Genomic DNA, 15156 nt, shown 5'->3' with positions numbered 1-15156 from the left:
CGGGAAGTGCCGCGCCTGTCTGCCACCCACGATAATTTGGAAGCCAATTGGCGGCTGCTGCGTTCGGCCAGCATGGGATTATCCAATCAGCAGGTGCGAAGGACGACGATGCCATGGATCGATCGGAGGAGTGGCACGTCTCTCGACGCGGCGTGCTGGTTGGCGGCTCGGCCACGGCGGCGACCATGAGCCTGAACAACGCCGATGCTCGGCAGCCCCTGCCGCAAGTTCGCGAGGCGATTGCCGAGGTTACCCTGAGCGTAAATGGTCAGCCGCGCAGGTTCAAAACCGACACGCGCACCACCTTGCTCGATGCGCTGCGCGAAGAGCTCAAACTCACCGGCACGAAAAAAGGCTGCGACCATGGCCAGTGCGGCGCCTGCACCGTGCTGGTCGACGGTGTCCGGATCAACAGCTGCCTGACGCTCGCGGTGATGCATGATGGCGACAAGGTCACCACCATCGAAGGACTGGGCACGCCAGACCAGCTCCACCCAATGCAACGCGCCTTCGTCAAGCATGATGGCTATCAGTGCGGCTATTGCACGCCGGGCCAGATCTGCTCTGCGGTGGCCATGCTGGATGAGATTGCCGCTGGCGTGCCGAGCCACGTCACCGATGATCTGTCGGCCAAGCCGCAACTCAGCAACGCGGAACTGCGCGAGCGGATGAGCGGCAATATCTGCCGCTGCGGCGCCTATTCCAACATTGCCGAGGCGATTACCGAAGTCGCGGAGGCCAAGGCATGAGGCCGTTCACTTATGAGCGCGCGACCTCGCCCGCTCAGGCCGCGACGGCCGTCTTGAGCCAGCAGGGCGCGCGCTTCATTGCCGGCGGCACGAACCTGCTGGACCTCATGAAGCTGCAGATCGAAACGCCGACCCATCTGGTCGATGTGCAGGATCTGGAACTCGATCAGATCACGCAAGAGACCGATGGCGGCCTGCGGATCGGCGCGCTCGTCACCAACACGGCGCTGGCGGCGGATCGGCGCGTGCGCAGCGATTATGCGGTCCTGAGCCGGGCCATTCTGGCCGGCGCATCCGGGCAGCTGCGCAACAAGGCGACCACCGGCGGCAATCTGCTGCAAAGGACCCGCTGCCCCTATTTCTACGATACCAACCAACCCTGCAACAAACGTCAGGCCGGGACGGGCTGCGCGGCCATTGAGGGCGCCTCCCGCCAGTTGGCAGTGATTGGCGGCAGCGCTGCCTGTATCGCGACGAACCCGAGCGACATGGCGGTTGCGATGCGGCTGCTTGATGCGCGCGTGGAGACGGTCGATGCACAGGGCAATGTCCGGTCGATCGACATTGCCGACTTCCACAAATTGCCCGGTGAGACGCCGCATGTGGAAACCGCGCTGGCGCCTGGCGAACTGATCACGGCCGTGCTGCTGCCCAAGCCGGTTGGCGGCCAGCATGTCTATCACAAGGTGCGCGACCGGGCCTCTTATGCCTTTGCGCTCGTATCGGTGGCGGCGATCCTCCAGCCGGATGGCACAGGCCGCGTTGCGGTGGGCGGGATTGCGCCCAAGCCCTGGCGCACGGACGCCGCGGATGCCGCGCTCCCGCAAGGGGCGGAGGCAGTGGCCCGGCACCTCCTCGCCGGCGCCGCGCCGACCAGGGACAATGCATTCAAGATCGAGCTGGTCGAGCGGACGCTTGCCGGCATCTTGCACGACGCGAAGGGTTGATGCCGTGAAGTTCGATGCTCCCGCTACCCAGAACCCGATCGACCAGCTCAAGGTCGTCGGCAAGTCCACCGATCGCATCGACGGGCCGCTCAAGACGACGGGGCGCGCACCCTATGCCCATGAGCGGCATGAGGTCGCCGCGAACCAGGCCTATGGCTTCGTCGTCGGCGCGGCCATCGCCAAGGGGACGATCCGGTCGTTCGATCTGGTCGACGCCAAGGCCGCGCCTGGCGTGCTCTCGATCATCACCACGCTGGACCATAAGCCGCTTCCGCTCGGCGGCCAGAACACCGCCAACCTGTTCGGTGGAGCCGAAATCCAGCATTATCATCAGGCGATTGCGCTCGTGGTCGCCGAGACCTTTGAGCAGGCCCGCGCGGCCGCGTCGCTGATTCAGGTCGATTATGTCCGGCAGGACGGCAAATTCGATCTCGAGCGCGAGGCGTCCCGGGCCGAGCCCGTTCCGGACGAGGACGAGACCAACAAAGCCGGCGATTTTGCGGCCAGCTACGCCAAGGCTGAGGTCAAGCTCGACCAGCGCTACAGCACGCCGGACGAAAGCCATGCGATGATGGAGCCGCACGCCACCATCGCCGCGTGGGAGGGCGAGAAGCTCACCGTCTGGACGTCGAACCAGATGATCGCCTGGGGCAAGCGCGACCTTGCAAAGGCCCTATCGCTCAAGCCCGAGCAAGTGCGGCTCGATTCCCCCTATGTCGGGGGCGGCTTTGGCGGAAAATTGTTTCTGCGCTCCGATGTTGTTCTTGCGGCGCTGGGGGCCAAAACGGTCGGGCGGCCGGTGAAGCTGGCCCTCACGCGGCCGATCATCATCAATAACACGACCCATCGACCCGCGACGCTGCAGCATATCCGGATCGGCGCGAATAAGGACGGGCGCATTCTTGCGATCTCGCACGAGAGCATTTCGGGAAATCTGCCGGATGGCGAACCGGAGACCGCCGTCCAGCAAACCAAGCTTTTCTACGCGGGGGAAAGCCGGGAAGTCGCTATGAAGCTGGCGCAGCTCGATCTGCCGGAAGGCAACGCAATGCGCGCGCCTGGCGAAGCGCCGGGGCTGATGGCGCTGGAGATCGCCATGGATGAAATGGCCGAGACGCTGGGGATGGACCCGGTTGAATTTCGTATCCTGAACGATACGCAGGTCGATCCGATGAAGCCCGAGCGTCCCTTTTCGGCGCGTCATTTCGTCGAGTGCCTCAGGACCGGCGCGGAGCACTTCGGATGGCACAAGCGCAAGACGGCCCCCGGCTCCGTGCGTGAGGGCCGCTGGCTCATCGGCATGGGCGTGGCCGGCGGCTTTCGTAACAATCAGCTGACCAAATCCGCGGCACGGGTCCGGCTGTCGGGCGACGGTAAGGTCACCGTCGAGACCGATATGACCGATATCGGCACCGGCACCTACACGATCATCGCCCAAACCGCCGCTGAGATGATGGGCGTGGACCTAGGTGACGTCATCGTGAAATTAGGCGACTCTGATTTCCCCGCCGCAGCCGGCTCCGGCGGCCAATGGGGCGCGGCCAACTCGACGGCTGGCGTCTATGCCGCCTGCATCAAGATGCGCGACCAGGTGGCGGCGCGCTTGGGGCTGAACAATGCGGATGTGACGTTTGCCGACGGCGAGGTCCGCTCGGGCGATCGCGCCGTGCCTCTGCGCGACGCTGCGCGCGATGGGGAGCTCATTGCCGAAGATGGCATCGACTATGCCGACGACTTTGCCGACCGGGCGCAGCAATCCACCTTCGCTGGTCATTTCGTGGAGGTCGGGGTCGATGCCTTCACGGGCGAAACCCGCATCAGGCGAATGCTCGCTGTGTGCGATGCCGGTCGCATCCTCAATCCCAAGTCAGCGCGAAGCCAGGTGATCGGCGCCATGACCATGGGCGCAGGCGCCGCACTGATGGAGGAACTCGTGGTCGACAAGCGGTTCGGCTTCTTCGTCAATCACGACCTCGCGGGTTATGAGGTCCCGGTCCATGCAGACATCCCGCATCAGGACGTCATCTTCCTCGATACCACCGACCCTTGGTCCACGCCGATGAAGGCGAAAGGCGTTGGGGAACTGGGGATTTGCGGCGTGGGAGCCGCGGTCGCCAACGCCATCTACAATGCCACCGGCGTGCGGCTGCGCGATTATCCGATGACCTTGGACAAGCATCTCTCGCGCTTACCGAAGGCGGTTTAGGCGGACGCGAATGAGGTTTAGTGGAGCAGCGCTGGACGGCCTGAGTTGAGCGCGACGAAGAAATGTCGCGGCGGCCAAGCCATGGTTGCGAGGCATTCTGCTCTCATGGAGGCCGCGCTCTGCTCCAACTGAGGATTGGACGATGAGTGTCAATCGTCGGCGCCCAAGATGACTATTGGGCTTCCTATGAGGAAACATGCGGGTGGTTCCTGAGCTTGGATCCGCTAATGACGAATGTTGGTGGTTTCTCAGGCCGGCTGACTATGGGATTTAGCAAAACCGCTGAAATAGGCTTTCAAATTTGCGTCGGTGACAGGTTCAAGCAAGCTTGCCACCTGCTCTTCAAGGGTCGAGCCCTCGTTGACGTCGCCACCCCGCTGAAATCCCATCTCCCAACGCGCGAACGACCGTGCCGCGATTGCCTTGTTATTCAGTTGGACCACAGCATAGTGACGCTGATCCCTAGAAATGCGCGCGAACGTCGAGTTGACGGCATCTTCCGGGCCTTCGAGAACCTGGAGGAAGCGCCGATTCCCGACCACGAGCAAGCCCGTTATATCAGCGAGCCGGTTATTACGTCGGGACGCAACCAAAATTTCATCGAGCTCCGCATCCGAAAGCGTTCGACGGACAGTGCTGATATATAAAATGCGATGCATGGCAGGCTCCTTAGCGACCGGGCTAGGGACGCGATGTTAATCAAATACTTCCAGCGCGGTGAGCCGAGTGGAGACCCCATGATCGGCGGCGATTTAAATGGTGAAAATCCGTGCTCCGCTGGGTCGCACGCTGACGCTGATTGAAGTCCGCGGTGCCCAAATCAGGGTCATTCACCGCGCATGTTGGCTATGTTGGGATTGGGCCGGGTTCGGGCATGAGGCGACCTTAGCTCCTGACCAAGAGGAATTACACTCCCCAAGCTTCTGACCAGCGCCGCAGGCCGGCCACGTGACCGCGCGAAGGGCGTCAAGGCAAGCATTGCTTGACCGATAAAACATGTAAACATATGTTTAAAGTGATCGTGCAACGCTGCGTCGAACCAGCCCAAGATGCAGAGAGATGGCCGTGACAACCGCTCCTGGCCTGACGATCAGAGAGGATACAGATATGAAGATGCGATTGTTGGGTGGCCTTGGCCTTGTCACTGCCTCGGTGGCTGCCGGCGCCGCGCCCGCCTCTCCGCCTATCGCAAGCCGTGCAGAGGCCCCCAACACCCAGGTTCGGGTAGAGCGACGGCTGATCCAATCACAAGCCATTGCCGGCAATCTTATGGGGACCTCCGCCGAGCGCGAGGTCTTTGTCGTTCTTCCCCCGAGTTATGGCCGCGACATCAAGCGGCGATACCCCGTGGTTTACGCCCTGCACGGCTTCTCCATCGATGCGGCAAGCTGGATGCAGAAACTCGATGCGGCCAGGCGGATCGCTGCAGCTTTTGCTGCGGGAGTGCCGGAGGTCATTGTCGTGTTCCCCGATGGGAGCAATGAGTATGGCGGATCTTTCTATGGCAGTTCTACTGTCACCGGCGACTTCGAGACATTCATTGCGGATGAATTGCCTGCCTATATCGACCGGGAGTTCCGCTCGATTCCAGAGGCGGCCGCGCGTGGCTTGATGGGGCATTCCATGGGCGGCTACGGCGTCGCGCGCATTGGCATGAAGCGCCCAGGGCGGTTTGGCGTTCTCTACATGATGTCGCCCTGTTGCCTGAGCGCTCTCGGAACGCAGGGATTGACCGCAAAAGAAGTGAGGGAGATCAACGATCTTGCATCCCCTCAGGCAGCCCGGGGGCTTCCCTTCAAATATGCAGGGCCACTTGCGACCGCGGCGGCCTTCTCGCCCAATCCGGCGAAGCCGCCGCTCTTTGTCGATCTGCCGATTACGCAACAGGGCGAGTCGCGCGAGGCGATCATGGCCAAGCGCGCAGCCAATGCCCCGCTCAGTTTCATCGACCAGTATGTCGCTGCTCTCAGGACCTATCGCGCCATTGGCATCGACGTCGGCGATCAGGACACGATCGTCACCGCAGCAACCGAGCTCCATAAAAACCTAGATAACTATGCTATAAGCAATCAACTGGACATTTATCCGGGCGATCACAGCAGTAAAGTTCCGGAAAGACTGCAAAAAGAAGTCCTCCCATTCTTCGGAAAACATCTGAAAATTGTCGTAGATCGATAAACATATACATGAACTCTCTCAGCGAGATCATACATGTATACAAGACATATCTGTAGTTGATCACTTATTTTATCGCCCGACTCATCGCACTCCTGTCTCATTTTTACAAAATAGATACATCGCACCTCCACCAAATTCCTCTGGAATTCGCCGATTATTAGGATTGCAGCTGCCGAAAATGCGCGCTAGATCGCTAACCGGAAAAATATCCGGAAATATGGCGAGCATCGCGAGGGGCGGCGAGAGGGTCTCCGTTTCGCTAGAATTCGCCCGAGGGAGACTGAGATGAAAAACCTGGAATTGGCAACCATAAGCTCGGCAGCGCTGGTTCTCGCTTTGTTAGCAGGGCCGGCAAGCGCGCAGGTTGGATCGGCATCGGCCGCCCCGCAAGCGACGCCACAGGACAGCCGGGCAGGCGGCCTTGAGGACATCGTGGTTACTGCCACGCGCCAGTCGACGAACTTGCAGGATACGCCGATCGCCATCACCGCGGTCACGGCCGAGGCGATCGAGCAGAAGGGCATCACCAGCGTCGGCGAACTGACCGCTGTGGTTCCCAACACGCAATTCCGGAAGTCGCAGGGTGCATTCGGGCCCGGTATCGACGCGACGATCCGGGGGATCGGCAATCGGGACACGAGCCTCGCCAGCGAGCCTGTCGTCGCTTTCTATCTCGACGACGTCTATTTCCCGACGCTGCTCGGGTCGAACTTCGATCTTCTGGATATCGAGCATATCGAGGTGCTTCGGGGCCCGCAGGGCACCCTGTTTGGGCGGAATTCGCTTGCCGGTGCCGTCAACATCATCAGCAAGCAGCCCTCCACCAGCGATGTTTATGGGCGTATTCAGATCACGGCGGGATCCTATGACCGCATGGACTTCCGCGGCTCGCTGAATCTGCCGTTGAACGAGCAGCTCGCCCTCTCCGTTTCTGCGCTTTCGAAGAAACGGACGGGCTATCAGAAGATCCTCGATTTCACCTGCGAGATGCGCGCGCGCGGCACGCCTGCGCTATCGGGCTCCTTGCCTTATGCCTCGACCCTCAACATGCCGACCGCCGGGTTCACGCCCAAGGATTGCGTCGTCGGCCATCAGGGCGGCGAAGATGTGCAGGCGTACCGGGGGTCCTTGCTCTGGAAGCCATCCGAGGATCTGCGGTTCACGGTGACGGGCGACTATATCCGCGATACGAGCGAGAACAACGCCGATAGCATCGTCGGGATCATCAACAACCGGGTGTCCGGGACGGTCGTGTCCGCCGCCAACACCTTGGGTCTGGCCTATGACACGCGCTTCCTGACGGGCGATCCCTATAGCACCTATGCCAGCTTCAGCGATCCCATCGCCGCAGGCACGGTCATCCCAGGCAACACATTCTATAATGGCTTGCGGATCAATGGTGTGGCCGTACGCGGCGGCGCCAGCTTTTCGCCGTTCATCGACCTCAAGAACTGGGGCGTCTCAGCCAAGATGAGCTGGGACATCAATCCCGACATCAATTTCCTCGCGGTGGTCGCCCATCGTGAGATGGTCGAGACCCATTCCTATGACGATGATGGCTCGCCGCTCAATGTCGTGTTGCGGTCCAATACCTTCTCGGAGGAATATTGGACGGCCGAAGCGCGCCTGTCCGGCAAGTCATCGTTCATCGACTGGGTCGTGGGCGGCTTCTACTTCACGGCCGATGGTTCACAGCACGCCGCCTTCATCTCGCCCCAAAGCTCCTTCCAGCGGCTGATCGATTCTGAGTTCAACCCGACGAGCAAGGCAGTCTTCGCCAACGCCACGATCCGGCCATTTGGCGAAGCGCTGAGCTTCGTGGGCGGCCTGCGCTATTCAGACGACAAGAAGGTCGTCGACTTTTATAACGTCCTCGACACCTCGCCCAGCGCCAGCGACACGGTCTTTTACGTCGTTCCGCAGCAGACGCGGTTCGACTGGAAGGCCGGCGTCAATTATCAGCTGGCGTCCAACGCGCTCATCTATGTGTCCGCTGCGACCGGCAACTCGCTTCCCGGCTTCGATCCGCGCCCGCAACAGCCCTCGCAGATCGCGCAATATGATGGCAATGACGACATCGCCTACGAAATCGGCGCCAAGCTCGATCTCTTCGATCGTCGTGTGCGCCTGAATCTCGCGGCCTTCTATACCGACTTCAAGAACCGCCCGACTTCGATTTCAGGATCCGAGGCCCTGCTGGACGCAAATGGTCAGCCCGTGCCCGGAAATCGCACGCTCGTCCCACTCGCGGGAGGCCCTGCGGGGTCGACCACCTGCGGTGCGGTCGTGGCGGCAGGCACCGGCATTACCTGCCTCGGACGGACCTATTATCGTAATCAGGCCGCAAAAATCCGCGGCTTTGAAGCCGAGTATACCATCAATCCCGTCGATGGCCTGCTCATCAATGGCTCGGTGGGGTACACCAAGCTGACGGCGCCCGACATTCGGGAGCGCGCAGTCAACCGTCGGCAGAATTCGCCGTTCTGGACGGCGAATGCGGGCGTGCAGTACACGGCGGAGCTTCCGTCACTGGCCGGATCGATCACGCCCCGGGTGGACTGGATCTATGAATCGAGCCAGGTGGTGTCCGGCACGTCGACCACCTTTGATGACCTTATGCCGGCGCGTTCGGTCTTCAATGCCCGCCTGACCTACGACAACGACGAATATGACTTCTCGATTGCGGTGGGAGCCACGAACCTGTTCGACAAGGTTTATTATTATAACGTGTTCGACTCCCAGGCGTTGGGCGCGGCCTACACCAACGCGCAGCCGGCGGCGCCGCGCCAGTTCTACCTGACTGTGGAGAAGAGCTTCTAATAATGCGCTGAGCCGAGCATTCGGCTTACCCCAAAGCGACACAGGGCTGTCGGCAGGCGCCGGCGGCCCTGTCTGCTTCTGGCTCTGTCCGCCATGCAGGATCGGCTAAGGGCGTCAGCTTGATTCTGACCGCCAGCCGTGGAAAGCAGAGCAGCATCATTCCCCGCGAAAAAGTCGGAATATTGAACATGGCCAAATCGAAAACGCAGACCGGGGAGCAGGAGGGCGCGCGCGCGGTGGATGACGACTTCATTCCCTCGCTGGAAAAAGGGCTAGCCGTCCTGGAGTTGTTCGGATCGGACAATCCTGACTGGACCTTGAGTCAGATTGCACGGGAGCTCAAGCTCACGCCGGGAACCACCCGCCGTATTCTGCGGACCCTGGAGAAGCTCGGTTATGCCGTAGCCGACGAAGGCCGGTTCTGCCTCACCCCCCGGGTTCTCAAACTCGGCTTTTCCTATCTCTCGTCGCAGCCATTCGCCGCCATCGCGAAACCGCTTCTCACCCAGCTTGCGCGCAGGCTGAATGCAACGTGCTGCATCACGGTGCTGGACGAGCGCGACGTGGTCTACATCGCGCGGGGCACGCATAAGCCGATCGAGCCCTTTTACGTCCATGTCGGCGCGCGACTGCCGGCCTATGCGACGGCGCCCGGCAAGGTCCTGCTCGCCGGATTGGCGCCGGACGTCTTGGCAGAGCGCCTGAAGGGCTGGGACTTCCAATCCTTCACGCCTAACACCCTTTCCAGTGCCGCAGCGCTGAAGGCCGATGTGGAAGAGGCGCGGAGCAAAGGCTATGCCTTGAACGATCAGGAGATCTTCCTCGGCCAACGCTCCATTGCCGTCCCCCTGTCGCTGGGCGGGGTTCAGGCGGCTTCGATTGTCGCAGCCGCCTCGGTCAGCAGTGCGTCCCTGGGCCGGCTGGTGGCCGATCTGCTTGGCCCATTGCAGGAGGCTGCGATCGAGATCGAACAGGCGGCGTCTTCGCTGCTCTGACGGCAGCCGCACCGGCGCGACTAGTCCTTCCAGGAAGCTTTCCAGGTCGCGCAGACTTTGTTGCCGTCGGGATCGCGCAGATAGGCGATATATGGCTGGCCGTAACTGCCCGGCCGCGTGCCAGGCGCGCCATCGTCCACCCCTCCATTGGCCAATCCGGCACGATGAAACGCATCGACATGTTCCGGGCTTGGCGCCCGAAAGCCGATCGTGCCGCCGTTCGCGAAGGTTGCCGGATCGCCATTGCGGGGCGCCCTGACAGCGAAGCCCTGCTCGCCGCAGCGATAAGAAAGCAGCAGCGCGTCCGGGGCGGCGGCATTGGCGTGCCCCAGTGCCCCCATCACGGCATCGTAAAACTGCCGCGCTCTCTCCAGGTCATTCGTTCCGACAAAGATGTGATTGAACATCATGGCTGGGACACGCAGGCCGCTGCTGTGCACCCCGCCCGATCGAGGCGAATGCCCGAAACGGAGACCCGCTGCATGACCCGCCGCTCACCGTGATAATCATTGACGGCATAGTGCAGGACCTGGAGATTATCCCAGAACGCCACCGTTCCCGGGCGCCACTTGAGACGGACCTGATATTCCGGTCGCTCGCACTTCTGGAACAGATATTGGAGCAAGGGCGCGCTCTCTTCCTGTGTCCACCCCTCAAAGTGGGTCGTGTAGCCGCGGTTGACGAACAGCGATTTACGGCCCGTGATCGGATGCCGGATGACCACGGGATGGGTCGCCTTCACGACTTTCGCCTTGGCGCCTGCATATTGGGGCAGCAGGGACATCGACGTGATGACCCGCTCGTTATTATGCTCTGCGCGCATCGTTTCGAGCTGAGTCTTCATGCCCTCGGAGAGATCATCATAAGCGGCAGCGAGGCTCGCAAACACAGTGTCGCCGCCGGCTGACGGCAGCACCTTCGCCGCGAGGATCGAACCCCAAGACGGAACCTCGTTGAACGTCTGGTCGGCATGCCAGCCGCCGCCCACATTCTTGAGCTGCTGCTCTTCCTTCTCGATCATGGTGATCTGGGCGTCCGCCACCGGCGCGCGCTTTGCACCCGGCAAGGCAAAGCGGCGTGCAAATGCGCGTTGCCGGTCGGCGCTGAGATCCTGATCGCGGAAAAAGATGACGCCATTCTCAGCGAGAGCTTTTGTGATCTGCTCGATCGTCCGGTCATTGATATCCTTGGACATGTCCACATTGCCAATTTCGGCGCCGATAAGACCGTTGATCCGCGTGACTGAAATGTCGTCCAAATTTCCTCTCCGAACCCCGCGATGCATCGCTCTCGTCTGGGCGGGCGCCTGCTCAAGACGCCGCTGGGACGCTGCTGAAACCTGCCCGCGCCGCAATAAGCCGGAAAATATTCCGGATTCACAAATTGCATGGCTTTGTCTGCGGCGCAAGCCATCCTCCGGCCTTGAGAAGCGGAAATTTCTCCGGTAGCATCTGCGGATCAATGGATGATGCAAGACCGGCGGTGGGAAACTGCCTCCGCGCCCTGCGAGCCTCCTGACATTCTTCATCTGCCTTTCCGGGGAAGACCGAAACCATGAGAAGATCACTGCGCCGATTGCTAACGTTCGCGAGCATCGGCAGCTTCTGCGTCGCCGCGAGTCCGTTCACGGCAACTCCCGCATTCGCTGCGCCCATCGTCCTTGAGCGGCAAGGTTCGTTTTCGGTCGGTGGTGCGCTGCTGGGTGACGCCGCATCGGGACATCTGTCGTGCGATCATGGTTTCGTGGAATATCAGATCCCCCGGCGGGCGCGGAAGACAGCGCTGCTGCTGTGGCACAGTTCCAGCGTGGCCGTGTGGCAAAACCGGTGGGATGGCGGCGAAGGCTTCCAGAGCATCTTCCTGCGCCGCGGTTTCCCGATCTACCTCTGGGATGGCCCGCGCGTTGGCCGCGCGAACTGGGGCTGCGAGGATTATACCTACAAGGCGGTGCCCGGTCGAGATGAGGGGAATTTCAAGGCCTGGCGCCTGGGGGAAGCCTACCCCAACTGGTTCCCGGGCATCCAGTTTCCCAAGGACGACCCGCAAGCCTGGGATCAGGCGATGCGCGCGCGTTATGATGAGTTCGACACTGTGCCGAACGCCCAGTTGCAGAGCGCGGCAGCGGCGAAGGCTGTCGACCGGATCGGCCCAACGGTGCTTGTCACCAATTCCGGCGGCGGTTTCCGGGCCTTCATGACCGCGCTCGAGAGTGACAATGTCAAAGGCATCGTCGCTTACGAGCCGCCCGGGTTCGTGTTTCCTGAAGGGGAAGGCCCGCCGGCCGGAAAGGGACCGTTCGGCCCGGTCAAGGTGTCCGCTGAGCAATTCAAGCGGCTCACGCGCATCCCGATCCAGATCGTGTTCGGCGACCACATTGCGCAGTCGACGAACTGGAGTGCGGCCTATCGCGCAGCGACGACCTTTGTGGCGATCGTCAACGCCCATGGCGGCAAGGCGGAAATCCTGTCCTTGCCGACCGCCGGCCTCTCGGGGAACACCCACCTCCCCTTTGCGGACCTCAATAATGTGGCCGTGGCCGACCTCCTCTCGGCCTTCCTTCACCGGCACGGGCTGGACGAACGCTGACAGCTGCTGCCGTGGGAGAAGCCGGCCTTAGGACGGGCGAGGCGGCATGGTCAGCCCGCGCTGAACTGCGGGCCGCGCCAGTCCTTGTTCGAGCCATCGCGCGACGTGGGGCATTGATCCGAAGTCAACCAGTTCCGCCGCGTCGAACAGGCCGACAATATTGCGGATCCATCCAAGCAGCGAGATGTCGACGATCGAATAGTCCTTGCCAAGAAACCACTCCCGATCTTTGAGCCGCGTGTTCATGACGCTGAGCAGCCGAGCCGTTTCCGCCGCGTACCGGTCTCTGGGTCGCTTGTCCTCCCAGTCCTTGCCCGCGAATTTGTGGAAAAATCCCAGCTGGCCGACCATCGGACCAACGCCCCCGACCTGGAACATCAGCCACTGCAGCGCTACCCAGCGACCGGATGCATCGGTAGGCATGAACTGCCCGGTCTTCTCCGCAAGGTAGAGCAGAATGGCACCGGACTCGAACAGCGCGATCGGGTCTCCTCCCGGGCCGGAGGGATCGACGATGGCCGGAATCTTCCCGTTCGGGCTGATCGAGAGAAACTCCGGGCTCTTTTGCTCGTCCGTCGAAAAGGCGACGAGATGCGCTTCGTAAGGCAGCCCCGTCTCTTCAAGCATGATAGAGACCTTTACGCCATTAGGCGTGGGGACGGAGTAGAGCTGAATCCGATCGGGGTGTTCGGCCGGCCAACGGCGGGTGATTTCCATCTCAGACAGGCTGGGCATCGCAATTCTCCGCTATGTTGGGGCATGGGAAGCATCAACGCTCGAAAAGTAGGTTCTTGCCGCATCCATCAGGTGATCGATGACCGCCTGCCGCGCTTCGAATGTGAAGCTTGCGGCGTGCGGTGTCAGGATCACATTCTCGAGGCGGGCCAAGCGCGGATCGAAGTCCGGCTCCTTGTCGAATACATCGAGCGCAGCGCCGGCGATGGTGCGATCTTGCAGGGCGTCTATCAATGCCTCCTCATCGATCACAGCGCCGCGCGCGATGTTGACGACGATGCCTTGGGGGCCAAGCGCGTCCAGGACGTCGCGGGTGACCATGCGCCGCGTCTGATCCGTCACCGCGCAGGCCAGCACCAGAATGTCGCACGCGGCAGCGAGCGCGGTTACGTCGGAATGATAAGTGTAGGCGCAATCCGCGACCGGGGCGCGCGCATGGTAATCGACAGACATGCCCAGGCTGGCACATTTCTGGGCGAGCCTCCGCCCGATCCGACCCAGTCCGACAATGCCGACCCGCCGGGCGCTCACGCGACGGCCATTCATGAAGCGGTTCTCCGCCCAACGTCCGCTGCGCATGAACCGGTCCGCCGCGACGATGTTGCGCTCGGCGGCGTAGATGAGCCCGAGTGCAAAATCGGCGACATCCTCGGTGAACTGGTCTGGGGTGTGCGCGAGGACGATCTGGCGTGCGGCCAGCGCCTCGACGTCGATATTGTCCAGACCAGCGCCGAGGGAGAGCACCAATCCTAAATCCGGCAGCGCTTCCAGAAGGCCCGAGGGAATGCCAAGGACCGCCCGCGTGGCCACAGCGCGCACAGTCGATGGAATTGCCGTGGCGGGCTGCGCATTCGCGCCTTCGAGCGGGACGGGGATCAACCGAAAATCGCGTTCGAGCGCGGCTCGCAAATCTGCGGGCAGCTCGGCGATGACAGCAATTTCGGGTCGCTCGTTCATAGTCGCTCCTTCTGGCCGACTTGCATGACCTAAAGAATTAGGTCAATAGCGCTAGCCCCGGCCGTCGTCCGACGGTGAAAGCACGTCAGGAGGCAGAAGCATGACCAGCAACTCCGGAATGTCCGGCGACGGTCGTCCTCCGCACATCCTGCCGGCCAGCGCTTGGGATTTCCACACCCATGTTTTCGGGCCGCGTCCGCACTTTCCGCTCGCACCAGGCGGCGCTTACGAGCCTCCGTCCGCCGACCGCGACCTGCATCTTGCGACGCTCGACCGGCTGGGGTTCGATCATGCGCTTCTCATCCAGCCCTCCCTCTATGGCGACGATCATAGCGCCCTGCTGGATGCTTTGCGCCACGGCCAGGGCCGGCTGCTGGGAGTCGGCTCTGTCAGCGCGACGATCGATCGAGATAGACTGGCAGCATTAAGAGACGCAGGCCTCGTCGCCCTTCGTTTTGTCGGCGTGCCGGGGCCGGACGGCGGTCGCTATCCGGGGACGCAAGGCTTTGATCAGCTTGAGGATCTGCGCAGCGACATGCGCGCTCTCGGGCTTCACGCCCATGTGTGGGGAAGTTTGGAGCAATGCGCTGATCTGGCGCTTGGCGACGCTGGGAGCGATATGCCGTTGGTGTTCGATCACCTGGCCGGTCTCTCCCCGGATGACCGTCCGGGCACCTATCGCTTCGACCGGCTACTGGATGCCATCGCCACCGGCATGGCCTGGGTCAAGCTGACCTATTTTCGGCGGTCGGCACTGCCGGGCGCCTATAGCGACATGCAGCCGGTCGTATCCGCACTTGTAGACGCGGCACCCCACCGGGTGATCTGGGGATCGGACTGGCCCTTTGTACGGACCGCTCAGGTGCCCGACCCGTCAGCCCTGCTCAATCAGCTCCGGTCCTGGATGGGAGAAGAGGCTTTCCGTCGCTGCCTTTCAGACAATCCTGCCGCCCTTCTCAGCATGAAAATGCCTTGACCGTGCC

General features: G+C 61.9%; 13 protein-coding genes. 8 read left to right on the top strand and 5 right to left on the bottom strand.

The annotated features are described in order from the left end of the window. Positions 1 to 113 precede the first annotated feature (113 nt). From paoA to paoC, 3 genes are read left to right on the top strand one after another with little or no spacing between them, the layout of a single operon-like run. Positions 114 to 749, top strand: coding sequence for an aldehyde dehydrogenase iron-sulfur subunit PaoA (gene paoA, locus M2339_RS15965; RefSeq protein WP_264587961.1), 636 nt, complete (start codon positions 114 to 116; stop codon positions 747 to 749). Further along, the gene (locus M2339_RS15960; protein ID WP_264587962.1) at positions 746 to 1696 is read left to right on the top strand and encodes an FAD binding domain-containing protein; all 951 of its coding nucleotides are present in this window, start codon (positions 746 to 748) and stop codon (positions 1694 to 1696) included. The genes paoA and M2339_RS15960 overlap by 4 nt, the downstream gene beginning before the upstream one ends. 4 nt (positions 1697 to 1700) lie before the next feature. Beyond that, positions 1701 to 3902, top strand: coding sequence for an aldehyde oxidoreductase molybdenum-binding subunit PaoC (gene paoC / locus M2339_RS15955; RefSeq protein WP_264587963.1), 2202 nt, complete (start codon positions 1701 to 1703; stop codon positions 3900 to 3902). Between the two features lie 248 nt (positions 3903 to 4150). Here the strand turns inward: paoC and M2339_RS15950 are convergent, their stop codons facing one another. Beyond that, positions 4151 to 4561, bottom strand: coding sequence for a BLUF domain-containing protein (locus M2339_RS15950; protein WP_264587964.1), 411 nt, complete (start codon positions 4559 to 4561; stop codon positions 4151 to 4153). Positions 4562 to 5009: 448 nt separating this feature from the next. Between M2339_RS15950 and M2339_RS15945 the strand changes: the two genes are divergently transcribed. From M2339_RS15945 to M2339_RS15935, 3 genes are all read left to right on the top strand, one after another. Further along, positions 5010 to 6080 carry an alpha/beta hydrolase gene (locus M2339_RS15945; RefSeq protein ID WP_264606467.1) on the top strand — a complete coding sequence of 357 codons (1071 nt, stop codon included), beginning with the start codon at positions 5010 to 5012 and terminating at the stop codon, positions 6078 to 6080. A 285-nt stretch (positions 6081 to 6365) separates the two neighbouring features. Then, positions 6366 to 8900, top strand: a complete 2535-nt coding sequence (locus M2339_RS15940) for a TonB-dependent receptor (protein WP_264587966.1) — start codon at positions 6366 to 6368, stop codon at positions 8898 to 8900. Between the two features lie 188 nt (positions 8901 to 9088). Continuing rightward, positions 9089 to 9895 carry an IclR family transcriptional regulator C-terminal domain-containing protein gene (locus tag M2339_RS15935; protein WP_264606466.1) on the top strand — a complete coding sequence of 269 codons (807 nt, stop codon included), beginning with the start codon at positions 9089 to 9091 and terminating at the stop codon, positions 9893 to 9895. Positions 9896 to 9915: 20 nt separating this feature from the next. Here the strand turns inward: M2339_RS15935 and M2339_RS15930 are convergent, their stop codons facing one another. Beyond that, entirely contained in the window at positions 9916 to 10302 is a 387-nt protein-coding gene (locus M2339_RS15930) for a VOC family protein (RefSeq protein ID WP_264577582.1), read from the bottom strand. Continuing rightward, complete coding sequence (locus M2339_RS15925; protein WP_264606465.1) at positions 10302 to 11423, bottom strand: TauD/TfdA dioxygenase family protein; 1122 nt, start codon at positions 11421 to 11423, stop codon at positions 10302 to 10304. The genes M2339_RS15930 and M2339_RS15925 overlap by 1 nt, the downstream gene beginning before the upstream one ends. A 26-nt stretch (positions 11424 to 11449) precedes the next feature. Between M2339_RS15925 and M2339_RS15920 the strand changes: the two genes are divergently transcribed. After that, the gene (locus M2339_RS15920) at positions 11450 to 12481 is read left to right on the top strand and encodes an alpha/beta hydrolase (protein WP_264587969.1); all 1032 of its coding nucleotides are present in this window, start codon (positions 11450 to 11452) and stop codon (positions 12479 to 12481) included. A gap of 27 nt (positions 12482 to 12508) precedes the next feature. Here M2339_RS15920 and M2339_RS15915 read toward each other — a convergent pair whose 3' ends face one another. Next, positions 12509 to 13216 (bottom strand): glutathione S-transferase N-terminal domain-containing protein, encoded by a 708-nt coding sequence (locus M2339_RS15915; protein WP_264587970.1) that lies wholly within the window; start codon positions 13214 to 13216, stop codon positions 12509 to 12511. Between the two features lie 12 nt (positions 13217 to 13228). Further along, positions 13229 to 14173 carry a 2-hydroxyacid dehydrogenase gene (locus M2339_RS15910; RefSeq protein WP_264587971.1) on the bottom strand — a complete coding sequence of 315 codons (945 nt, stop codon included), beginning with the start codon at positions 14171 to 14173 and terminating at the stop codon, positions 13229 to 13231. 100 nt (positions 14174 to 14273) lie between these two features. Here M2339_RS15910 and M2339_RS15905 point away from each other — a divergent pair, with 100 nt between their 5' ends. Next, on the top strand, positions 14274 to 15149 hold the full coding sequence (locus M2339_RS15905) for an amidohydrolase family protein (RefSeq protein WP_264587972.1): 876 nt from the start codon (positions 14274 to 14276) through the stop codon (positions 15147 to 15149). Positions 15150 to 15156 lie beyond the last annotated feature (7 nt).

The sequence above is a fragment of the Sphingobium sp. B2D3C genome (assembly GCF_025961835.1).
Lineage (GTDB): Bacteria > Pseudomonadota > Alphaproteobacteria > Sphingomonadales > Sphingomonadaceae > Sphingobium.
This window is presented reverse-complemented; position numbering and strand designations above follow the sequence as displayed.